Annotated in this window: 20 protein-coding genes; 7 read left to right on the top strand and 13 right to left on the bottom strand. The window is 70.7% G+C overall.

Translation table 11 applies throughout. The features are described 5' to 3' along the window. Nucleotides 1-498 precede the first annotated feature (498 nt). From ACTXG6_RS28435 to ACTXG6_RS28445, 3 genes are read left to right on the top strand one after another with little or no spacing between them, the layout of a single operon-like run. Complete coding sequence (locus ACTXG6_RS28435) at nt 499-828, top strand: hypothetical protein (protein ID WP_445182462.1); 330 nt, start codon at nt 499-501, stop codon at nt 826-828. Continuing rightward, nucleotides 767-1,732 carry a 5-dehydro-4-deoxyglucarate dehydratase gene (locus tag ACTXG6_RS28440; RefSeq protein ID WP_445182463.1) on the top strand — a complete coding sequence of 322 codons (966 nt, stop codon included), beginning with the start codon at nt 767-769 and terminating at the stop codon, nt 1,730-1,732. Before ACTXG6_RS28435 ends, ACTXG6_RS28440 begins: the two co-directional genes overlap by 62 nt. After that, on the top strand, nt 1,729-2,931 hold the full coding sequence (locus ACTXG6_RS28445) for a hypothetical protein (protein ID WP_445182464.1): 1,203 nt from the start codon (nt 1,729-1,731) through the stop codon (nt 2,929-2,931). Before ACTXG6_RS28440 ends, ACTXG6_RS28445 begins: the two co-directional genes overlap by 4 nt. Here ACTXG6_RS28445 and ACTXG6_RS28450 read toward each other — a convergent pair. The 7 genes from ACTXG6_RS28450 to ACTXG6_RS28480 form a co-directional block, all read right to left on the bottom strand. After that, the gene (locus tag ACTXG6_RS28450; protein ID WP_445182465.1) at nt 2,919-3,665 is read right to left on the bottom strand and encodes a response regulator transcription factor; all 747 of its coding nucleotides are present in this window, start codon (nt 3,663-3,665) and stop codon (nt 2,919-2,921) included. The genes ACTXG6_RS28445 and ACTXG6_RS28450 overlap by 13 nt on opposite strands. A 67-nt stretch (nt 3,666-3,732) precedes the next feature. After that, nucleotides 3,733-4,377: a K(+)-transporting ATPase subunit C gene (gene kdpC / locus ACTXG6_RS28455; protein WP_445182466.1), complete on the bottom strand. Its 645-nt coding sequence runs from the start codon at nt 4,375-4,377 to the stop codon at nt 3,733-3,735. Nucleotides 4,378-4,382: 5 nt separating this feature from the next. Then, nucleotides 4,383-6,515, bottom strand: coding sequence for a potassium-transporting ATPase subunit KdpB (gene kdpB, locus ACTXG6_RS28460; protein ID WP_445182467.1), 2,133 nt, complete (start codon nt 6,513-6,515; stop codon nt 4,383-4,385). Beyond that, entirely contained in the window at nt 6,515-8,176 is a 1,662-nt protein-coding gene (kdpA, locus tag ACTXG6_RS28465; protein WP_445182468.1) for a potassium-transporting ATPase subunit KdpA, read from the bottom strand. The genes kdpB and kdpA overlap by 1 nt, the downstream gene beginning before the upstream one ends. Continuing rightward, nucleotides 8,176-8,520 carry a K(+)-transporting ATPase subunit F gene (kdpF, locus tag ACTXG6_RS28470; RefSeq protein ID WP_445182469.1) on the bottom strand — a complete coding sequence of 115 codons (345 nt, stop codon included), beginning with the start codon at nt 8,518-8,520 and terminating at the stop codon, nt 8,176-8,178. The genes kdpA and kdpF overlap by 1 nt, the downstream gene beginning before the upstream one ends. A gap of 40 nt (nt 8,521-8,560) precedes the next feature. Next, nucleotides 8,561-9,229 carry a response regulator gene (locus tag ACTXG6_RS28475; protein ID WP_445182470.1) on the bottom strand — a complete coding sequence of 223 codons (669 nt, stop codon included), beginning with the start codon at nt 9,227-9,229 and terminating at the stop codon, nt 8,561-8,563. Then, nucleotides 9,226-10,842 carry a sensor histidine kinase gene (locus ACTXG6_RS28480; protein WP_445182471.1) on the bottom strand — a complete coding sequence of 539 codons (1,617 nt, stop codon included), beginning with the start codon at nt 10,840-10,842 and terminating at the stop codon, nt 9,226-9,228. Before ACTXG6_RS28480 ends, ACTXG6_RS28475 begins: the two co-directional genes overlap by 4 nt. Nucleotides 10,843-11,077: 235 nt before the next feature. Between ACTXG6_RS28480 and ACTXG6_RS28485 the strand changes: the two genes are divergently transcribed. Next, nucleotides 11,078-12,376, top strand: coding sequence for a cation:dicarboxylate symporter family transporter (locus ACTXG6_RS28485; protein ID WP_445190125.1), 1,299 nt, complete (start codon nt 11,078-11,080; stop codon nt 12,374-12,376). Between the two features lie 407 nt (nt 12,377-12,783). Further along, nucleotides 12,784-13,431 (top strand): HlyD family efflux transporter periplasmic adaptor subunit, encoded by a 648-nt coding sequence (locus ACTXG6_RS28490; RefSeq protein WP_445182472.1) that lies wholly within the window; start codon nt 12,784-12,786, stop codon nt 13,429-13,431. Nucleotides 13,432-13,506: 75 nt separating this feature from the next. On the opposite strand, the gene ACTXG6_RS28495 is transcribed toward ACTXG6_RS28490, so the two are convergent. The 5 genes from ACTXG6_RS28495 to ACTXG6_RS28515 all read right to left on the bottom strand — a co-directional run bounded on the left by ACTXG6_RS28495 (nt 13,507) and on the right by ACTXG6_RS28515 (nt 17,662). Next, entirely contained in the window at nt 13,507-14,820 is a 1,314-nt protein-coding gene (locus tag ACTXG6_RS28495) for a bifunctional o-acetylhomoserine/o-acetylserine sulfhydrylase (protein WP_445182473.1), read from the bottom strand. Nucleotides 14,821-15,126: 306 nt separating this feature from the next. Further along, a complete protein-coding gene (fahA, locus tag ACTXG6_RS28500; RefSeq protein WP_445182474.1) occupies nt 15,127-16,308 on the bottom strand; it encodes a fumarylacetoacetase in 1,182 nt (393 codons plus the stop codon). Nucleotides 16,309-16,323: 15 nt separating this feature from the next. After that, nucleotides 16,324-16,548, bottom strand: a complete 225-nt coding sequence (locus tag ACTXG6_RS28505; RefSeq protein ID WP_445182475.1) for a hypothetical protein — start codon at nt 16,546-16,548, stop codon at nt 16,324-16,326. A 5-nt stretch (nt 16,549-16,553) separates the two neighbouring features. Further along, nucleotides 16,554-16,793, bottom strand: a complete 240-nt coding sequence (locus ACTXG6_RS28510) for a hypothetical protein (protein ID WP_445182476.1) — start codon at nt 16,791-16,793, stop codon at nt 16,554-16,556. A 185-nt stretch (nt 16,794-16,978) separates the two neighbouring features. Further along, on the bottom strand, nt 16,979-17,662 hold the full coding sequence (locus ACTXG6_RS28515) for an IclR family transcriptional regulator (protein WP_445182477.1): 684 nt from the start codon (nt 17,660-17,662) through the stop codon (nt 16,979-16,981). A gap of 223 nt (nt 17,663-17,885) precedes the next feature. Between ACTXG6_RS28515 and ACTXG6_RS28520 the strand changes: the two genes are divergently transcribed. After that, nucleotides 17,886-19,316, top strand: a complete 1,431-nt coding sequence (locus tag ACTXG6_RS28520) for a pyridoxal-dependent decarboxylase (protein ID WP_445182478.1) — start codon at nt 17,886-17,888, stop codon at nt 19,314-19,316. Nucleotides 19,317-19,339: 23 nt separating this feature from the next. After that, on the top strand, nt 19,340-19,771 hold the full coding sequence (locus ACTXG6_RS28525; RefSeq protein WP_445182479.1) for an STAS domain-containing protein: 432 nt from the start codon (nt 19,340-19,342) through the stop codon (nt 19,769-19,771). Between the two features lie 102 nt (nt 19,772-19,873). Here the strand turns inward: ACTXG6_RS28525 and ACTXG6_RS28530 are convergent, their stop codons facing one another. Further along, the gene (locus tag ACTXG6_RS28530) at nt 19,874-21,853 is read right to left on the bottom strand and encodes a S9 family peptidase (RefSeq protein ID WP_445182480.1); all 1,980 of its coding nucleotides are present in this window, start codon (nt 21,851-21,853) and stop codon (nt 19,874-19,876) included. Between the last annotated feature and the right edge of the window lie 33 nt (nt 21,854-21,886).

Genomic DNA, 21,886 nt, shown 5'->3' on the forward strand with positions numbered 1-21,886 from the left:
TGAAAGCTGTTCGCCTATGCGAACAGAGTCACATATGTGAATTTCTCAGCAGATTCCCTGGCTGCGTCTGGCCGCGAAGGAGCCCAGCGGTGCACGTGCTCGACTGGACCATGGTGTCCGCGTACTTCCTGCTGATGATCGGAATCGGGTGGTGGTCGCACCGTAGAATCCACGACGTCCGGGACTTCTTCACCGCCGGCGGTCGCATGCCGTGGTGGCTGGCCGGCATCTCGCACCACATGTCCGGGTACAGCGCGGTGCTGTTCGTGGCCTACGCCTCGGTGGCCTACACCGACGGCATCACCGTCTACCTGTGGGGATTCGCCAGCATCGGGATCGGCGTGGGGATCGGCTCCTGGCTGTTCGCCGGCCGGTGGAACCGGTTGCGCGCCACGCTCGGCGTGGCCTCGCCGCTGGAGTACCTGGTCCAGCGCGACAACGTGCCGACCCAGCAGGCGCTGGCCTGGAGCGGCGGGCTGCTGAAGATGCCCGATCTCGGTGCCGCTGCTGCTGGGCATGCTGCCCTGGTTCCGGCGGTGTGGCCCCAGGGCGGCACTGACCTCCTGGGCCGGTGGTCTGCTGTCCTACGCGCTGGTCTACTACGTACTGCAGGCGAGCCAGGCGGCGGTCGTGGCCACCCCGGTGCTGGTGTCCCTGGCCCTGTTCGCCGGCCTCGGGCTGATCGCCGGCGAGCAGAGCGCGGCGGTCGACGAGATCATCGACACGCTCAACCACGACGACCCCAGGCAAGGAGAAGGCACCGAGCATGACGTTTTCCAGGATCGAGCTGACCGGTCTGCTGGCGTTCCCCCTCACTCCGTTCACTGACGATCTTGAGCTGAACCTGGACGCCTTCGCCGAACACGTCGAGGGCCACCTGGACGCCGGGGCGGGTGCGCTGTTCATCGGGTGCGGCACCGGCGAGTTCAGTGCGCTATGCCCGGCCGAGCTGACCGAGCTGCTGCGCACCGCCCGGGACGTGGTTGCCGGGCGGGTGCCGGTGTGGATCGGCGCCGGCGGCGGTGCGGCGACGGCACGGGCCGGCATCGCGGCCGCGCGGTCCGGCGGCGCCGACGGAGTGCTGCTCCTGCCCCCGTACCTGGTCAGCGGGCCGCCGGCCGGGCTGCTCGACCACGTGCGCTACGCGGTCCACGACAGCGCCGTCCCGGTGATCGTCTACCAGCGCTCGCCGGGGGTGTTCCCGGCGCCGGCGGCCGTGCGGCTGCTGGACATCCCGTCGGTGGTGGGGCTCAAGGACGGGTACGGGGACGTGGACCTGATGAGCCGGATCGTGGCGGCCGTCCGGGGTACCGCCACCGACCGCGCCCAGCGGTTCCTGTTCTTCAACGGGCTGCCCACCGCCGAGGTGTCGGCCCGGGCGTACTCGGCGATCGGCGTCGCCCGGTACTCCTCGGCGGTGCACTGCTTCGCCCCGGAGATCGCCAACCGGTTCTACCGCGCGCTGTCCGAGCGGGACGACCCGGCGATCGACGCCCTGCTCACCGGCTTCTACCTGCCGCTGGTGGCGCTGCGGGACGAGACGCCCGGGTTCGCGGTGTCGCTGGTGAAGGCGGCGGCCCGGCTGCGCGGCCACCGGGTCGGCGGGGTGCGCCCACCGTTGGTCGAGCCGACCACCGGCCAGCTCGAGCGGCTGGAGCGGATCGTGGACGGCGGCCTCGCCACCCTCCGGCTGCTGAGCAACGGCGCGCCCGCTCAGCCGGTGGCCGGATGAAGGTCACCGGGTACAGCTATCCGTGGGACGTGCTGGAGTCCCCCGGCTTCGTCGACCGGGCCGCGCGGCTCGGTCTCGACGAGGTCGCGGTGGCCGTGAGCTACCACAGCACCCGCGCTGCGACGCCGTGGGCGAGCGAGCGCACCGCGGTGCTCGCCCGGCACGCGGCGCTCTACCGCACGGTCCGCGAGCAGGCCTGGGCCGGCGCCCGGCTGCGGCCGGCCGTACCGGACTGGGTCGCCGCCGAGGACTCCGCCTCGGCCGCGGTGCACGCCCTGACCGCGGCCGGGCTGCCCACCGCGGCCTGGTTGGTGCTGACCCACAACTCGGCGCTGGGCAGGGCGAACCCCGACGTCACGGTGCACAACTGCTTCGGGGAGTCCTACCCCTGGGCGCTGTGCCCGTCCCGGCCCGAGGTACGGGACTTCACCGCCACCCTGACCGCCGAGGCGCTGGCCGGCCTGCCGGTGTCCACCGTCGTGCTGGAGGCCTGCGGGCAGCTCGGCGCGGTGCACCAGTGCGAGCACGAGAAGACCGACGCGGTGTGGGGACCGGCGGCGGCACGGCTGCTCTCGGTGTGCTGCTGCCCGGCCTGCGGGGCTCGCTGGGCGGCCGCCGGCGCCGACCCGGTCGAGGTCCGGGGCCGGCTGCGCGCCGAGGTACGGGTCCTGATCGACGGCGGCGACCTCACCGCCACCGGGGACGGGCTGCCCGCCGACCTCGGTCAGTTGCTGCTCGGTACCCGGCAGCTGGCCACCGATGCGCTGCGCGAGGGGGTGCTGGCCGGCGTGCGCACCGCACTCGGTGGCGCCGCCCGGGTCGTGCTGCACGCCGCGGTCGACCCGTGGACCACCGGCGCGCTGCCCGGGCTCACCCCCACCGCCGCCGGGGAGGTCGACGCGGTGGTGCTGCAGTGCTGGCAGCCCGGCGCCGCGAGCCTCGGCGCCGTGGCCACCGCGCACACCGAGCTGCCGACCGGGACCGACCTCGGCGCGTACGTCACCGCTGTGGGCGCCAACCCGGTGCCGGACCTGGCCGGTTACGTCACCGAGCTCGGCCGGGCCGGGGCGAACGAGCTGCACCTCTACCACCTCGGCCTGGCCGGGCCGGCGCGCCAGCCCGACCTGACCGCCGCCGTGGCCGCCGCCCGTGAGCTCCGACCCGGCCGGGCTCGGACCGCCACGGCTCACGGTTCGTAGCGGTATCCCATGCCGGGCTCGGTGATCAGGTGCCGGGGGCTGGACGGGACCGGTTCGAGCTTGGCGCGCAGCTGCCACAGGTAGACCCTCAGGTAGTTCGTCGAGTGCTCGGAGCCGATGCCCCACACCTGGCTCAGCAGGTGCCGTGAGTCCACCAGCTCGCCCGGGTGTACCAGCAGAATCTCGAGCAGCTTCCACTCGGTCGGCGTCAGGTGCGGCTTCGGTGGCGGCGCGGTCGGTTCGCCGGCAGCCGAGCCCGCCGCCGGGGCCGTACCCGAGCCCGTGTTGGGTGAGTGGGCGACGGTGTGCGCCCCCAGGTCGATCAGCCACTCCCCGATCCGGTGGATGCGCTGCGTCGCCGGCTCGAGTCCGGACGTCCCCCGGCGCAGCGCGGCGCGGATGCGGGCGTTGAGCTCGGCCATCGAGAACGGCTTGGTGACGTAGTCGTCCGCCCCGAGGTCGAGGGCCTGGGTCTTCGTGGCCGGGTCGGTCCGACCGGAGAGCACGATGATCGGCACGCTGGTCCAGCCGCGCAGCGCCCTGATCACCGCGGTGCCCTCCAGGTCGGGCAGGCCGAGGTCGAGGATCACCAGGTCGAGCCGCTGCCGGGCGGCGCAGGCCAGTGCGTCCGCGCCGGTCGCCGCGGTGTGCACCTCGTAGCTGAAGGCCCGCAAGGTGATGCCGAGCGCGCGGAGCAGCTGCGGCTCGTCATCGACGATCAACACCTGTGGCATCGCATGCGCCTCGACCCTGTTCCCCGCACTCCCGACCGGTCCCCCCGCACTCGGCGCCCTCACCTCGTCATCGGGTGCCACCCAGCCTGTCCAGCGCGACGTTGAGCCCGAGCACGTCCACCCGGGGCTCACCGAGGAACCCGAGGGTCCGGCCCTGCGTGTGGCCGGCCACCAACGCCCGGACCACTCCCACGTCGAGATGCCGGGCCCGGGCGACCCGGTTGACCTGCTCCTCCGCGTAGGCCGGCGAGATGTCGGGGTCCAGACCGGACCCACTGGCGGTCACCGCGTCATCCGGCACGTCGGCCGGGGCGACGCCGTCGAAGGCCGCGACCGCCGCGCGCCGGTCGTCGATCGTCTTGATCAGGTCGGTGTTGCTGGGCCCCTTGTTGCTGGGCGCGGAGAACCCGGTGTTGTAACCGGGGTCGGCGCTGTTGGACGGGTCGGTGGCGGCGGACGGGCGGGACTGGAACCACTGCGGCAGCGGGTTGCCCTTCGCGTCGACCCAGGCCTGCCCGAGCAGGCTCGAGCCCACGATCTTTCCGTTGAGGGTCACCGGCGAACCGTTGGCCTGGCTGGGGAAGGCCAGCTGGCCGACGGCGGCGACGGCGAGCGGGTAGATGATGCCGAGCAGGACGGTGAACACCAGCAGGGCGCGCAGTGCGGCGAGGTGCTGGCGGACCGGGGTCGGCAGTCGGGTGGCGATGGTCATGGTTGTCACCGGATCCCTGGGATGAATTGGACGATCAGGTCGATCAGCTTGATGGCGATGAACGGCAGGACGAACCCGCCGACGCCGTAGATCAGCAGGTTGCGGCGCAGCAGTGCCGAGGCCGACGCGGGCCGGTAGCGCACGCCGCGCAGTGCCAGCGGGATCAGCACTATGATGATCAGCGCGTTGAAGATGATCGCCGAGGTGATCGCCGAGGTCGGGCTGTGCAGGCCCATGATGTTGAGCTTGTTCAGGCCCGGGTAGACCGAGGCGAACATCGCCGGGATGATCGCGAAGTACTTGGCGACGTCGTTGGTGATGGAGAACGTGGTCAGCGCGCCGCGGGTGATGAGCAGCTGCTTGCCGATCTGCACGATCTCGATGAGCTTGGTCGGGTTGGAGTCCAGGTCGACCATGTTCCCGGCCTCCTTGGCGGCCGAGGTGCCGGTGTTCATGGCCACGCCGACGTCGGCCTGGGCGAGCGCCGGGGCGTCGTTGGTGCCGTCGCCGGTCATCGCGACCAGCTTGTTGCCCTCCTGCTCCTTCTTGATCAAAGCCATCTTGTCTTCCGGGGTCGCCTCGGCGAGGAAGTCGTCGACGCCCGCCTCGGCCGCGATCGCCTTGGCGGTCAGCGGGTTGTCCCCGGTGATCATGATCGTGCGGATGCCCATCGCCCGCAGCTCCGCGAAGCGCTCGGCGATGCCTTCCTTGACCACGTCCTTGAGGTGGATCACCCCGAGCGCGCGGGCGGTGCCGTTGACCCGTTCAGCCACCACCAGCGGGGTGCCGCCGGCGTTGGAGATGTCGTCCACCAGCCGGCCCAGCTCCGGTGCCGGGGCGCCGCCGTTGTCCCGCACCCACTCCCGGACCGCGTTGGCCGCGCCCTTGCGCACCTGGTGGTGATCGGCCAGGTCGACCCCGCTCATCCTGGTCTGGGCGGTGAACTCGATGAACTGCGCGCCGGCGAGCTCCCCGGGCTGGCGTTCCCGCAGGCCGTAGGCGGACTTGGCGAGCACCACGATGCTGCGCCCCTCCGGGGTCTCATCGGCCAGGCTCGCCAGCTGCGCGGCGTCGGCGAGCGCATCGGCGTCCACCCCGGACACCGGGACGAACTCGCTGGCCTGCCGGTTGCCGAGGGTGATGGTGCCGGTCTTGTCCAGCAGCAGCGTGTTGACGTCGCCGGCGGCCTCCACCGCGCGCCCGGACATCGCCAGCACGTTGCGCTGCACCAGCCGGTCCATGCCGGCGATGCCGATCGCGGACAGCAACGCACCGATGGTGGTCGGGATCAGCGCGACCAACAGAGCGACCAGCACGACGATGCTCTGCTCGGCGCCGGAGTAGATCGCCATCGGCTGCAGGGTGACCACCGCGAGCAGGAAGATGATGGTCAACGAGGCAAGCAGGATGTTCAGCGCGATCTCGTTCGGCGTCTTCTGTCGCGACGCCCCCTCGACCAGGGCGATCATCCGGTCGATGAACGTCTCCCCCGGCTTGGAGGTGATGCGCACGACGACGCGGTCCGACAGCACCTTGGTGCCTCCGGTGACCGCGCTGCGGTCACCACCGGACTCCCGGATCACCGGCGCGGACTCACCGGTGATCGCCGACTCGTCGACGCTGGCGATGCCCTCCACCACGTCCCCGTCACCGGGGATGATCTCGCCGGCCTCGACCACCACGTGGTCACCCAGCGTCAGCGCCGAGCCGGACACCTCCTGCTCGTCGGCGTCCCCGGCCGGCTGGCCGAACTGCCAACCGGTCAGCCGGCGCGCCATCGTCTCGCGCTTCGTGCGGCGCAGCGTCTCGGCCTGCGCCTTGCCCCGGCCCTCGGCCACCGCCTCGGCCAGGTTGGCGAAGATCACCGTCAGCCACAGCCAGACGGCGATCATCCAGTCGAACACGCTGGGGTTGATGATCGCTGAGACCGTGGTCAGCGCGGAGCCGACCTCAACGACGAACATGACCGGGTTGCGCAGCTGCACCCTCGGGTCCAGCTTGCGCAGCGCATCCGGCAGGGAGCGCAGCAGCTGGGACGGATCGAGCAGCCCGCCGGACACCCGGTTCGGCTGCCCCGGGTCGCCGCTCGGGCCGCCGCTGGGCGGCGTGTGTGACTTACCGACAGTAGTGAGCGACATCAGGACAGACCTTCCGCGAGAGGCCCCAGCGCCAGGGCTGGGAAGTAGGTAAGGCCGACGACGATCAAGATCACGCCCAGCAGCATCATCATGAACAGCGGCCGGTGGGTGGGCAGCGTGCCCGCCGAGGCCGGGATCGGCTTCTGCTGGGCGAACGACCCGGCCAGCGCGACCACGAAGATCAATGGCACGAACCGGCTCAGCAGCATCACAACGCCGAAGACCGAGTTGTACCAAACCGTGTTCACGCTCAGGCCGCCGAACGCCGAGCCATTGTTGTTGCCGGTCGAGGTGAATGCATAGAGCACCTCACTCAGACCGTGCGCACCCGGATTCGCAATGGAGGCCCGCTCCCCGGCCAGCGCGATAGCGACGCCGGTCCCGACCAGTACCAGAGTCGGCGTGGTCAGAATGTAGAGCGAGGCGAGCTTGATCTCCCGGGCCTGAATCTTCTTCTTCAGGTACTCCGGTGTCCGGCCCACCATCAGCCCGGCCACGAATACCGTGACCACCGCGAGCACCAGGATGCCGTAGAGGCCGGACCCGGTACCGCCGGGCGCGACTTCGCCGAGCATCATGTTGAACAGCGCGATACCGCCGCCGAAAGGCGTCAGCGAATCGTGCGCGGCGTTGACCGCGCCGGTCGAGGTCAGGGTCGTCGAGGAGGCGAACAACGCCGAGGCAGGTATCCCGAACCGAACCTCCTTGCCCTCCATCGCCCCGCCGGCGGCCAACGCGGCCGCACTGCGAGCGCCGGACTCGAAGAAGCTGATCGCTCCGGCCGAGACCGCCCAGATGGCCGCCATCACACCGGCGACGGCGTAACCCTGGCGGTGGTCGCCCAGCATCTTGCCGAGCGTGCGGGGCAGCGCGAACGCGATCACCAGCAACAGGTAGATCTCCACCAGGTTGGTGAAGGGGTTGGAGTTCTCGAACGGGTGCGCGGAGTTGGCGTTGTAGAAACCACCACCGTTGGTGCCCAGCTCCTTGATGGCCTCCTGGGAAGCCACCGGGCCACCCACGATGCCCTGCTGGGCACCGGCCAGCGTGGTCACGTCGTGGGCGCTGGAGAAGTTCTGCACCACCCCGCCGGCCACCAGTACGAGGGCGAACACGAACGCGATCGGGAGCAGGATCCGCAGCGAACCCCGGGTCAGGTCGACCCAGAAGTTGCCGAGCCGATCAGTCCGGGACCGGACGAACCCCCGGATCAGCGCGACCACGACCGCGATGCCGACCGCGGCGGACACGAAGTTCTGCACCGCCAGCCCGGCCATCTGCACCAGGTGCCCCATGGTCGACTCACCGGAGTACGACTGCCAGTTCGTGTTGGTCACGAACGACGCCGCCGTGTTGAACGACTGGTCCGGCGTCACCGGCCCGAATCCGAGCGAGAGCAGCAGATGATTCTGCACGCGCTGGAACAGGTAGAGGAACAGAACCGACACCGCGGAGAAGGCCAGCACACTCCGCGCGTACACCGGCCATTGCTGGTCCGCGTCGGGGTCGACGCCCATCAGGCGGTAGAGACCGCGCTCACCGCGCAGGTGTTTGTCCGTGGTGAAGGTGTAGGCCATGTAGTCACCGAGTGGCCGGTAACTGACCACGAGGGCGAGTACCAACAGGCCGGCTTGCAACCAGCCGGCGGCAGCGGCGCTCATCAGAATTTCTCCGGACGTACGAGGGCTATTACCAGATAGCCGGCCAACAACACCGACACAACCAAACCGACGACGTTTTCCACGCTCACAGTCGCTCCACTCCCCGCAGCAGCAGCGCCAGGACCGCGAAAACGCCGATGATCAGCACCGTAAAGATCAGATCCGCCATCGGAGCTCCTGTTCCCAATCCACACTTGAGCAGCCGTACGGAGAACGAGTGATTCGCCGCCGGTCCACTCGAGTACAGCTCTCGCACCCGAGGTCAGGTAGGGACCAGCACGCCGTCCTAACACCCTGACTACGGCTTCCTGACGGGTCTTTAACGGTGCTGTCGCCCCCGCCACACCCAGGGACGCACAGCTCAGGGGCCAGGTACGGAGTGGCTCAGCGGGTCAGGCCGCGGTACCAGATCTCCGGGCGACCCACCTGGCCGTAGCGCGGTACCCGCTTGGCCAGTCCGTTGTCGGCCAGGTACTCCAGGTAGCGCCGGGCGGTCACCCGGGCCACGCCGGTCACCTCGGCCGCGGCCGCCGCCGACAAGCCGTCGGGCTGCTCGCGCAGCGTGGTGACGATCGCGGTGAGGGTCTGGTCGCTCATGCCCTTGGGCAGCGTGTGCGGCGCCGGCGCACGCAGGGTGGCCAGGGCGTGGTCGATCTCGGCCTGGTCGGCAGCGTGCCCCACGCTGCGGCGGAACTCCGCATACCGCTCCAGCTTGTCCCGCAGCGAGGCGAAGGTGAACGGTTTGAGCAGGTACTGGATGACGCCGATGGACACGGCGGCCTTGACCACCGCGAGGTCGCGCGCCGAGGTCACGGCGATCACGTCGACCTGGCTGCTGGCGGCCCGCAGCGCCCGGCAGACCGCCAGGCCGTGGGTGTCGGGCAGGTAGAAGTCGAGCAGTACGAGGTCGACCTCCTCCCGGTCGCAGAACCGCAGCGCCTCGGCCCCGGTCAGCACCACGCCGGCCACGGTGAAGCCCTCGACCCGCTGCACGTACGTCCGGTGTGCCTCGGCGACGATCGGGTCGTCCTCCACGACGAGGACCCGGATCACCTGGCCGCCCGGTGCCGCAGTGGCAGGCGCACGGTGAACACCGCGCCGCCGTCGTTGACCAGTTCGATGCTGCCGTCGAACCGGCGGACAGCCTGCCCGACCAGCGCCAGGCCGAGCCCGTGCCCGACCGGTCCGTCCGGTGCCTTGGTCGACCAGCCCCGCTGGAAGACCTCATGGCGCGCGGTGTCGGCGACGCCGGGCCCGGTGTCGGCGACCCGCAGTACGAGATCACGCCCGTCCAGCCGCACCGCCACGATCACCCTCGGCCGGCCGTCGCGCAGCCCGGCGCCCTCGATCGCGGCGTCGATGCCGTTGTCCACCAGGTTGCCGACGATCGTCACCAGGGCCCTCGGGTCCAGGCCCTCGGTGTCGAGGTCACCGACCTCGGTGTCCTCGGTGATCACCAGCTCGACGCCACGCTCGTTCGCGTCGGCCGCCTTGCCGAGCAGCAGGGCCGCGAGCACCGGCTCCGACACCGCGCCCACGACCCGGTCGGTCAGCTGCTGGGCGATGTCCAGCTCGGCGGTGGCGAACTCGACGGCTTCCCGGGGGCGGCCCATCTCGACCAGCGACACCACCGTGTGCAGGCGGTTGGCCGCCTCGTGGGCCTGCGCCCGCAGCGACTCGGCGAGCCCCCGGCTGCTGTTCAGCTCACCGGTCAGCCGTTGCAGGTCGGTGTGGTCGCGCAGCGTGACCACGTTGGCCCGGCCCCCGTCGCCGGAGCTCACCGGCGCCGCGTTCAGCACCAGCACCCGGGTGTCGGTCACATGGATCTCGTCCAGCCTCGACTCCCCGGAGCACAGCGCCCGGGCCAGCGTGGCCGGCAGCCCGAGCTCGGTCGCCGACGCGCCCACCGGGTTGTCGGTCAGACCGAGCAGCTCGCGGGCGCCGTCGTTGCACAACACCACCCGACCGTCCGCCTGGACCAGGATCAACCCTTCGCGCACCGCGTACAGCGTTGCCTCGTAGAAGGCGAACACCCGGTTCAGCTCGACGGAACCAAGGCCCCGGGTGTGTCGCCGCAGCCGCACACTGATCAGGAAGCTGCCCACCCCACCGACCGCCAGCACGGCCGCCGCCACCGCGAGCAGCGGGACGAGGCGCTCGGTCAGCTCGGCGGAGATCGCCGCGACGGTGATCCCGACCGCGACCATGGCCACCACCTGGTGCGCCGCGTCGACCACCGGCACCACCGCCCGCATGGAGGGGCCCAGGGTGCCGGTGTAGGTCTCGGTGAACACGTGGCCGGCGCGCGCGACGGCCGTGTTGCCCAGGAACCGCTGGCCGATCTGGGTGGGATCGGGGTGGGTGAACCGGATGCCGTCCGGGCTCATGATCGTGATGAAGTCGACCCCGGTGTCCACGCGCACCCGCTCGGCGAACGGCTGCAGCGCACCGCGCGGCTCCGGCGTCGACGCCGCCGCGAGCACGACCGGCGAGTCGGCGATCGTGGCGGCCACCGCGATCACCTTGTCCCGCGCCTGGTCGTGGGTCGCCCGGGACGCGTCGAGGTAGGCCAGGCAGCCGCCCACCGCCACCACCGCGGCGACCCCGGCCAGCTGCAACACCAGCAGCTGGCGGGCCAGACTCCAGCGTCTGCCGCGGATACGCACCCGCCAATATCAGCACACAACACCCGCGCACAACACCAGCGCGGACGCAGCGATGTCCGCGAACTCTATGACCACAACAGTGACCTCGTTCACAGCGCACCGGATAGTCCCCGCCAAGCGGCGCCGCTGAGGGCCCGCGACGAATCCTCTGGAGGCAACGGTGCCCGTACCGAGTCCCACCGACGGTAGGCCGGCAACGGCCACCCCCGATCGCAACCACAGCCATCGCCTCTACATCGCGGTGGTCGTCGCCGTGGCCCTGGGCGTGATCGTCGGCTTCGCCGCCCCCGGCGTCGCCAAGGAGCTCGCGCCGCTCGGCGCCGGGTTCGTCAGCCTGATCAAGATGATGATCTCGCCGATCATCTTCTGCACCATCGTGCTCGGGATCGGCTCGGTCGCCAAGGCCAGCCAGGTCGGCAAGGTCGGGCTGCTCGCGCTGGGCTACTTCCTGGTGATGTCCACGGTCGCGCTGGCGATCGGGCTCGTCGTCGGCAACCTGTTGCACCCGGGTTCCGGCCTGCACCTGGACCCGTCGGCGGCCGCCAAGGCGCACCAGTCGGCGACCGGTGCCGAAGGTGGCACCGACTTCCTGCTCGGCATCATCCCCACCTCGCTCGTCTCCGCCTTCACCGACAACTCCGTCCTGCAGACCCTGCTGGTCGCGCTGCTGTGCGGATTCGCGGTCCAGAAGCTCGGCTCCGCCGGGGCGCCGATCCTGCGCGGCATCGAGCACATCCAGCGGCTGGTGTTCCGCATCCTGTCGATGATCATGTGGGCGGCCCCGATCGGCGCGTTCGGGGCGATCGCCGCGGTGGTCGGCTCCACCGGCTGGGCGGCGCTGCGCAGCCTCGGGATGGTCATGCTCGCGTTCTACGCCACCTGTGCGGTGTTCGTGTTCGTGGTGCTCGGCGCGATCCTGTGGATCGGCGCGCGCACCAACGTGTTCAGCCTGATGCGGTACCTGCGCCGGGAGTTCCTGCTGATCCTGTCCACGTCGTCGTCGGAGTCGGCGCTGCCGCGGCTGATCGCCAAGATGCAGCACCTCGGGGTCAGCAAGTCCGTCGTCGGGATCACCGTGCCGACCGGCTACTCCTTCAACCTGGACGGCACCGCGATCTACCTGACGATGGCGACCCTGTTCATCGCCTCCGCGCAGGGCAGCCCGCTGTCGACCGGCGAGCAGATCTCGCTGCTGGTATTCATGATCATCGCGGCCAAGGGTGCCGCCGGCGTCAGCGGGGCCGGCATCGCCACCCTCGCTGGCGGGTTGCAGACCCACCGCCCCGACCTGGTCGGCGGCGTCGGGTTCATCCTCGGCATCGACCGGTTCATGTCCGAGGCCCGGGCCCTGACCAACTTCGCCGGCAACGCCGTCGCCACCGTCCTGATCGGCTCCTGGACCGGCGAGTTCGACCGGGCGAAGTCACAGGAGGTGCTCGCCGGGCGGGACCCGTTCGACGAGACGAGCCAACTCGACGAACCACTGCCAGTCCCTATCCCCGCCGCCCAGCCGGTACCGGCGGTCGCCGGGTGACAACGGCACCCCAGGGATAGGGTCGATCACTCCGTGACCTTCTCCCTGGGGTGCCCCGCGTGGATACCGACACACTGGGCCGGCGCAGGCTGTGGTCCAGGACACTGATAGCACGATCACACTCCTGACCTGCTGAGAACGGCTAAGACATGGAATTTAAATAAGGTACGGTTCGTTCCTTAGCTCAGAGGGGTCCGCCGATACCCGACCGGCCCGTAACACGAGTTTTGGAGGCCACGGTGACAGGCCCAGACACCGCATCCGGCACCACGACACAGCAGCGGCAAGCTCCTACCCAGCGGCCCGGCACGAACGGGTCAGCGCCGGCCGCCCCAGCGCCGGCCCCGGCTCCCGCTCCGGCGCCCGCTCCCGCGGCAGCCGAACCCGCCGCGCCGACGAAGAAGAAAATGAAGCGCGGCAAGAAGCTCGCGCTGATCTTCCTGGTCATCGTCGTGGTGCTCGGCGGCGCCATCGGTGGTGGTGCGTACCTGATCTACTCGAGCCAGTTCGTCTCCACCGACAACGCCCAGGTGGACGGCGACAAGGTAGACATCGCCGCGCCGGTCACCGGCACCCTGACCGACTGGCAGGGCGAACAGGGCACCGACGTCACCACCAACGAGACCCTCGGCCGCGTCCAGATCCAGGGCACCGGTCCGCAGCAGACCATCAAGTCCCCCGGCAACGGCACCATCGCCGTCAACAACGTGGTCAACGGGCAATGGGTGACCGCCGGCGACGAACTGGCCACCGCCTACGACTTCAACGACATCTACGTCACCGCCCGGGTCGACGAGACCGATATTGCCGCCGTGCACCCCGGACAGCTCGTCGACATCGACGTGGACGCCTTCGGCAGCACGCCGATCACCGGCACCGTCGAAGACGTCCAGGCCGGCGCGGCGGGCGAGTTCTCACTGTTCCCGCAGTCCAACAGCACCGGGAACTTCCAGAAGGTCACCCAGGTCATCCCGGTCAAGATCGCGCTGAACGACACCCGAGGCCTGGCGCTGGTGCCGGGCATGAACGTGACCGTGCACATCCACAAGAACTGACCCGCGCCCCTCAGCGGTGCAGTGCCTTGCGAGCCGCCCAGTTCCCCGCGAACTGGGCGGCTTGCACGATGCCGGTCAGGCGCCCTTCGCCGCGCGGAAGCCGGCGTCCAGGTCGGCCTTGATGTCCTCGATGCCCTCCAGGCCCACCGACAGCCGGACCAGCCCCGGGCTCACCCCGGTGGCAAGTTGCTCCTCACCGGAGAGCTGGCTGTGCGTGGTGCTCGCCGGGTGGATCACCAGGCTGCGCACGTCGCCGATGTTGGCCAGGTGGCTGTGCAGCTCGAGTGCGTCCACGAACCGCTTCCCGGCCTCGAGTCCACCGGCGATGTCGAAGGCGACCACGGCGCCGGCGCCACGGGGCAGGTAGCGCTGCTGCAACGCGTGCCACGGGCTGGACGGCAGCGCGGCGTAGTACACCCTCTCCACCTCGTCGCGCTGTTCGAGCCACTCGGCGACCGCGGTGGCGTTCTGTACGTGCCGCTCGATGCGCAGCGAGAGCGTCTCGATGCCCTGGATCAGCAGGAAGCTGTTGAGTGGGGCGATGGCCGGCCCGAGGTCGCGCAGCAGCTGCACCCGGAACTTGATCAGGAACGACTGCGGGCCGAGCGCCTCCCAGTAGTTCAGCCCGTGGTAGCTCGGGTCCGGCGTGGTCAGCCCCGGGTACTTGTCGGCGTGCGCGCCCCAGTCGAAGTTGCCGCTGTCCACCACGACGCCGCCGATCGACGTGCCGTGCCCGCCGAGGAACTTGGTCGCCGAGTGCACCACGAGGTCCGCGCCGTGCTCGAAGGGGCGCAGCAGGTACGGCGTCGGGACGGTGTTGTCCACCGCGAGCGGGACGCCGAGCTCGTGGGCCAGGTCGGCCACCGCGCGGATGTCGAGCACGTTGCTGCGCGGGTTGCCGATGGTCTCGGCGTAGAACAGCTTCGTGTTCGGCCGGGCGGCGGCCCGCCAGGCCTCCAGGTCGTCCGGGTCCTCGACGAAGCTGACCTCGATACCGAGCTTCGGCAGGGTGTAGTGGAACAGGTTGTAGGTGCCGCCGTACAGCGACGCGCTGGACACCAGGTGGTCACCGGCCTGCGCGAGGTTCAGGATCAACAGCGTCTGCGCGGCCTGGCCGGATGCGACGGCCACCGCGCCGATCCCACCCTCCAGCGCCGCGACGCGCTGCTCCAGCACGTCCTGCGTCGGGTTCATAATGCGGGTGTAGATGTTGCCGACCTCGGCCAGCCCGAACAGCGCGGCCGCGTGCTCGGTGTCGCGGAAGGTGTAGGACGTCGTCTGGTAGATCGGGGTGGCACGCGCCCCGGTGGCCGGGTCGGAGGTGGCACCGGCGTGGACCTGTTTGGTCTCGAAGGACCAACCGGCGGTCGGATCGGAAGCCTGGGTCACAACGTTCTCCTTGAACTTGGGCAGGGCAATGGGCGGCCCGGGAAGTCGGGCACGGCGGACAGATCAGACCGGAACTGCGAAGAGTGCGACCCGGCCATGACGGGACGGCACACGCGGCTGATGCGAGCGGTCAGCGGCAGGGGCGACAGGATGTGCTCGTGACACGCATGAAGTCGACATGCAGTCGCGCCACGAGCCAGATCACCGCGCCACCGTAGCCGGGTACCGGGTCGGGCACAACGACCCACGGTCGCGATCATCGTGCGAGGGGCGCGGTCCAGAGATCCCGCGGTGTTCGGGCCGCTCCTAATGGGCCGGCAGCACCCGGCCGCTGACCTCGCCGAAGCCGATCTGTCCGCCACCGGCGCCCGGTGCTGTCGCCGTGATGGTGATCTCGTCGCCGTCGAGCAGGAACGTGCGGGGTTCCCCGTTGACCTCGATCGGCTCCTGACCGCCCCAGGTCAGTTCGATGAACGCGCCGCGCTGCTCCTTCGCCGGCCCGGAGATGGTGCCGGAGGCGTAGAGGTCCCCGGTGCGGGTCGCCGCGCCGTTGACGCTCAGGTGCGCCAGCATCTGGGCCGGTGACCAGTACATCTCGCGGTACGGCGGGTGGCTGACGGGCTGGCCGTTCCAGCTGACGGTCAGCGCGATGTCCAGCCCCCACGGTTGGGACCCGCGCAGGTAGGGCAGCGGTTGGGGGTCCTGCTCGGGGGTGGGGACGCGGGCGGCCTCGAGGGCCAGTAGCGGCACCACCCACGGGGATATCGAGGTCGCGAAGCTCTTGCCGAGGAACGGTCCGAGTGGCACGTACTCCCAGGCCTGGATGTCACGGGCGGACCAGTCGTTGACCAGGACCGCACCGAAGACGCGGTCGCCGAACTCGTCGCACGGCACGCTGGTGCCCAGCGGCGAGCCGGTACCGAGGATGAACCCGAGCTCGGCCTCGATGTCCAGCCGGCGGCACGGGCCGAAGGACGGGGCCGGGTCGTCGGGGGCCTTGTACTGCCCGTGCGGGCGCACGATGTCGGTGCCGGAGACCACCACCGTGCCGGCCCGGCCGTGGTAGCCCACCGGCAGGTGCTTCCAGTTCGGCATCAGCGGCTCCGCGTTCGGGCGGAACAGCCGTCCGAGGTTCGAGGCGTGGTGCTCCGAGGCGTAGTAGTCGACGTAGTCGGCGACCGCGATGGGCAGCTGCATCCGCACCTCGGCGACCGGGTACACGGCTGCCGCGACGTCCCCGGTGGCCTCCCCGGAGACCAGCTCGGTGATGGCCTGGCGCACCTGCACCCAGCGCTGGTGGCCCTGTGCCATGAACGCGTTCAGCGACGGCCGCGCGAACACCTCATCGCCCAGTGCCTCGGCAAGGTCCAGTACCGAGTCACCGACCCGGACCCCGACCCTCGGTGCGCCGCCGGCGTGGGAGAACACCCCGTACGGCAGGTTGTCCAGGCCGAACAGCGAGCCCTCGGGGATCACGATCGCGGTCATGCGGATAACTCCGTTTCAGGCCAGCACGGTGGCGGGGATCAGGTCCAATTCGATCAGCTCGGTCAACGGGTCGGTGATGCTGCACGTCCCGAACGAGCGGAACAGGGCCCGGGCGGCCTCGGTGCGCCCCGCGCCGAGCTCGGTGACGGCGCCGGCGACCGCCTCGGGATCCCGCTCGGCCAGCACCCGGGTCACCTCGGCCGGCGCCGCGCCGCACAGCGCCGCGTCGGTGGCCAGCAACAGGTTCAGGAAGCCGTCCGGCTCGAACCCGGTCGCGGGGTCGGCACCGTCGGCACGGCCAGGATCAGCGGCCCGACCAGCTCGGCATACCCGGCCGCCTCGTGCCGCAGATGTGCGGGCACCGCGTCGACCAGCGACATCAGCCCGGGCGGGAACACCGCGGCGTCGTCGCACCACCCCCGCGCAAAAGCGGGCAACCCACGCCCGCCCGGCACCGTGGCGGGCCGTGACTGCTCCTTCGCCATGTCGGTCCTCCCGCGCCGGGCGGCCCAGTGTCACGCCACGTCAGGCGTGCACCGAGTTACTTTTATCGCACAGCATGTTGCGCTCAACGAACGTCGCTGACGCTATGGAGGCGCCGAAGACCCGTCAAGGGCACGGCACAACCGACCCGCCCCGGACACCCCCGACCCGGACACCCTGCGCCGCACTACGCCGAGACGAGCGCGCTGATCTCGCGGGCGGCCCGCACGACGGCGGTGGCGGCCGCGGCGACATCCAGCCCGTCGAGGGCGACCACACCGACACAGGCCTCGATGCCGGTACCGCCGCCCATGCCGCTCGGCACCTCGATCCCCGAGGCAACGCCCACCGCACCGCGCTCGAGCTGCCCAGCGGTCACGCAGTACCCGTCCCGGCGGGCCGCTTCGACCGCCTCGGGTTCACCGTGGCGCCGGGGCCGCAGTGCGAGGATCGCGATGCCGGCGGCGCCCACGGTCAACCGGTGCCTGCTCCCGACCCGGTACCCCACCCGGATCAGGCTGGACTCGGGCTCGGCGACCAGCACGACGATGCAGTCCTCACCCTGGGCGACCGACACGTACGCCGTGGCCCGCGTCTCGCGCGCCAGCGCGTGCAGCACGGGCTGGGCGGTGTGCCGAAGCTGCGGCTCGAACCGCGCGGCGAGCACCGCGGTACCGGCCCCCAGCCGGACCCGGCCGTCCTCGGCACGCGACACCAGCGCGTGCGCCTCCAGTGTGGCGACGATGCGGTAGCAGATCGCCCGGTGCACGTCGAGCGCCGCGGCCAGCTCGGCGACCGAGACACCCGCCGGGCGCTGGGAGACCAGCTCGAGAACGCTCAGACCACGATCGAGGGTCTGCAGGGTGCTCATCGCCGCCGCCTCGTCCTGCCATTTCGCCGGGGTAGTACAAAACTCACTGTGTTGTCGGTCGAGCCCTCAGGTCATCCACTTGACGGGCGTTCGGCCGCACTTTACGTTCGATGTGCGTTGAACGCACTAATTTGTTCGATAATAGTAATGACGCACGTGTTGTGATCCCTCACGCTGTGCCTCAGGCACCTCCGCGGAAAGTCAACCCACCGTGACCGGCCATATGAGCCCAGAGCAGTTCCGTCAGCTCGGCAAACAGACCGTCGACTGGATCGCCGACTACCTGGAGCGCATCGCGGAATTGCCCGTTCTCTCCCAGGTCGCGCCGGGTGACGTTCGCGCTCAGCTGCCCGCGCACCCGCCGGGGCAGGGCGAGTCCTTCGATGCCGTACTCAAGGATCTCGACCAGGTGATCCTGCCCGGTGTCACCCACTGGCAGCACCCCAGTTTCTTCGCCTACTTCCCCGCCAACTCCTCCGGCCCGGCGGTCCTCGGCGAACTGCTCTCGGCCGGGCTCGGCGCCCAGGGCATGCTGTGGGCGACCAGTCCGGCCTGCACGGAGCTGGAGACCGTCGTGGTCGACTGGCTGGCCGAGCTGCTCGGGTTGCCCGCGCACTTCCGCACCGACGGCCCCGGTGGCGGCACCATCGAGGACTCCGCGTCGAGCTCCACCCTGGTCGCGCTCCTCGCCGCGTTGCAGCGGGCCCGCGACAGCGGCGGGTCGGCGGAGCAGACCACCGTGTACCTGACCTCCCAGGCGCATTCCTCGGTGGAGAAGGCGGCTCGCATCGCCGGGGTCGACGCCACCTACCTGCGCGTCGTCGAGGTCGACCCGAAGACGCTCGAGATGCGACCGGACCACCTTGCGACCCTGCTGGCCGCCGATGTGGCCGCCGGCCTGACCCCGGCGATGGTCTGCGCGACGATCGGAACCACGTCCACCACCGCGATCGACCCGGTCCGCCGCATCGGCGAGATCTGCCGCCGGCACAACGTCTGGCTGCACGTGGACGCGGCCTACGCCGGCGTTGCCGCGGTGTGCCCGGAGCTGCGCTGGATCAATGACGGCGTCGCCGAGTACGCCGACTCGTACTGCACGGACCCGCACAAGTGGCTGCTCACCAACTTCGACTGCAGCGTCCTGTGGGTCGCCGACCGCGCACCGCTGGTCAGCGCACTGTCGATCATGCCGGAGTACCTGCGCAACACCGCCAGCACCGCCGGCTCGGTGATCGACTACCGGGATTGGCAGATTCCGCTCGGCCGCCGGTTCCGCTCACTCAAGCTCTGGCTGGTGATTCGCTGGTACGGCGCCGACGGCCTCGCCGCGCACATCCGCGCCGGGGTGGACCTGGCCAGCCAGTTCGCCTCCTGGATCGCCGCTGACCCCCGCTTCGAGGTGCTGCCGCACCACCCGCTCGGGCTCGTCTGCTTCCGTCCACTCTGGCCGACCCTCGCGCCCGAGCAGGGCGACGCGGCCACCCTCGGGTTGATGGAGCGGCTCAACGCGTCGGGGCAGCTCTATCTCACCCATACCCGGGTCGACGGGAGGGTCGTGCTGCGTTTCGCGGTCGGCGCGCCCAGTACCGAGCTCCGGCACGTCCAGGCGGCCTGGCAGTACATCGGCGACCAGCTCGAGACGGCGTTGCGCTGATCCGACTTTTCCTCTGTGCAGGCGTGACCAGCGCCGATACCATCACCGACGTGACCGAAGAGGCAGAGGGGTCTCCCTCCCCGGAGGATCTGCTGACCGTGCACACCAGGACGGTGGGCGCGGCGGTGGTGATCGCCGCGGTCGGTGAGATCGACATGATGACAGCGCCACTGCTGGAGCGGGCCATCGCGGCCGAGTTGCCCCAGCGTGACATCGTGCTCGACCTGACCGCGGTGTCGTTCATCGGCTCCACCGGGTTGGGTCTGCTCCTGGAAGCGAACCGCCGGTGCCACGAGAGTAACCGCGCGCTGCCGCTCGTGGTCGGCAGCCAGCGGGCGGTCATCCGCACGATCACCGCGTCCGGGCTGGCCCCGGTCCTCTCGATGCGCAAGAGCGTCAGCGACGCGCTCGCCCAGGACTTCGGCCAGCGGCACGCGGAGACCAGGCCGGCCTGACCGGCTTCACGCCGGGTCCTGGTCGCCTCACCGCCACGCCGGCTGCGGGGACCGGGCCAAAGCGGCGGCCTACCGCCTCCGCCGACAGGCCGGCCCGGACCTCTAGTACTCCAGGTTCTCGATCGTCACCGGCTCGATCCCCTCGCCGGCCGGCAGCCCGAACCCGAACACCTGGGCGTAGAAGGACAGCTCGGCGTCGATCGCCCGGCGGATGTTCTCCGCACGCCGGAATCCGTGCTGCTCACCGTCGAACAGCAGGTAGGCCACTGGCACTCCCTTCCCGCGCAGCGCGTCGACGATCACCTCGGACTGGCTGGGCGGCACCACCGCGTCCTCGCTGCCCTGCAGCACGATCAGCGGCCGGGTCAACCGCTCCACGTGCGAGATCGGGGACCTCTCCCGGTAGACGTCCCGGGCCTGCGGGTACGGCCCGACCAGGCGATCCAGGTAGCGGCTCTCGAACTTGTGGGTCTCCGCCGCGAGCGCCTCCAGATCGGACACGCCGTAGTGGTCCGCGCCGGCCGCGAACGGGGTGTCGGGCAGCGCGAGGGCAGCCAGCGTGGTGTAACCACCGGCGGAACCGCCCCGGATGCACAGCCGGGACGGGTCGGCCCGGCGCTGGTCGGCGAGCCATCGGGCGGCCGCCACGCAGTCGGCGACGTCGACCAGCCCCCAGTTGCCGAGCAACTCCTCGCGGTAGGCCCGGCCGTAGCCGGTCGACCCGCCGTAGTTCACGTCGACGACGGCGAACCCCCGGCTCGTCCAGTACTGCAGGCCGACCTGCAGCACCGGCACCGCGGCCGCTGTCGGACCGCCGTGGATCACCACCAGCAGCGGCGGCAGCTCGTGTTCCGGGCCCTGGTACCCGGGGTTGGCCGGCGGGTAGAACAGCGCGTGTGAGGTGCGCCCGGTGCCGTCCGGGGCAACGCTGGGGAACGACACGTGCTCGGGCACGGACAGGTAGCCCACGTCGATCCCCAGGTCGCGTGCCGGGCGCAGGCTGGTGACCCGGGGATCGACGTGAGCACCGGCCAGGTCGATCCGGGCGACCTCGGGCTCCGTGGTCGGGCTGCCCGCTACCACCACCACCCCGTCCGGGCCGGCGGCGCGGACCGAGGCGTACCCGGAGAACGGCAGGTCGAGCTCCGACACGGCGCCGTCCGGGTGGCGCAGCGCCAGCCCGTCGTAGCCGGCGCGCTGCCGGGCGAACACCACCCGCCCGTCCTCGAGCACGACGTACCGGGCCGATCCCAGTGCCCAGCCGGGTACCCCGATCTCGGCCTCGATCCGCACCATCGACTCGACGCCGGCGGCGGCCGACCACCGGTAGAGGTTCCACCAGCCGTCGCGGTCGGAGAGGAACCACAACGCGCCGTCCGGCGTCCAGACCGGCTCGGCGACCGACTCTCCCGGCCCGCCGGCGACCACCGTCGGGGTCCCGGAGGCCAGGTCGAGCAGGACCAGCTCGGTGGCGTCCCACGGCATCGCCGGATGGTTCCACCGCAGGTGGGCCAGCACGCGGCCGTCGGGTGAGAGCCGAGGGGCCGCGACGAAGTCGTACCCGGTCACCAGTACCTCGGGCGTCGACGGGGCGTGTGCGTCGAGCCGGACGATCTCGTTGCGCACGTCGGCGGCACCCCTCCCGCCGACCGGGTGCTGCTCGCGGACGCAGTAGATCGAGGCCCCGTCCGGGCTCACCTCGCCGTCGGCGAAACGGTCGCCCCGGGGCACCGCCGGCTCGGCGGTGAGCGGTTCCGGGTCCGCACCGGGCGCCACCCGGTACAGCCGCTGGTCGGCCCAGTTGGTGAACCAGGTGACCCCGCCGGCGACCCACCAGGCCGCGCCGCCGTACTCGTGCACGCCGGTGCGCGCGTCGAACCCGTCCGGCAACAGGTCGGCGGTGCCGCCGTCGCCGCCGCGGCGCACGAGCTGGGTACGCCCGCCCGCCGCGGGGCGCCCCTCGGACCAGACCACGTCCGCACCGTCCACCCGCACCTCGGACAGACGCACCGCGGCGGCGACCAACAGCTCGGAGGTGATCGGGGTGGCCCAGGAACCGTAGGCCTGCTCCGAGATCGTCATGTCGCAACCCTAGAACGTGTCCGGACCGACCCC

Source organism: Pseudonocardia sp. Cha107L01, assembly GCF_052566575.1.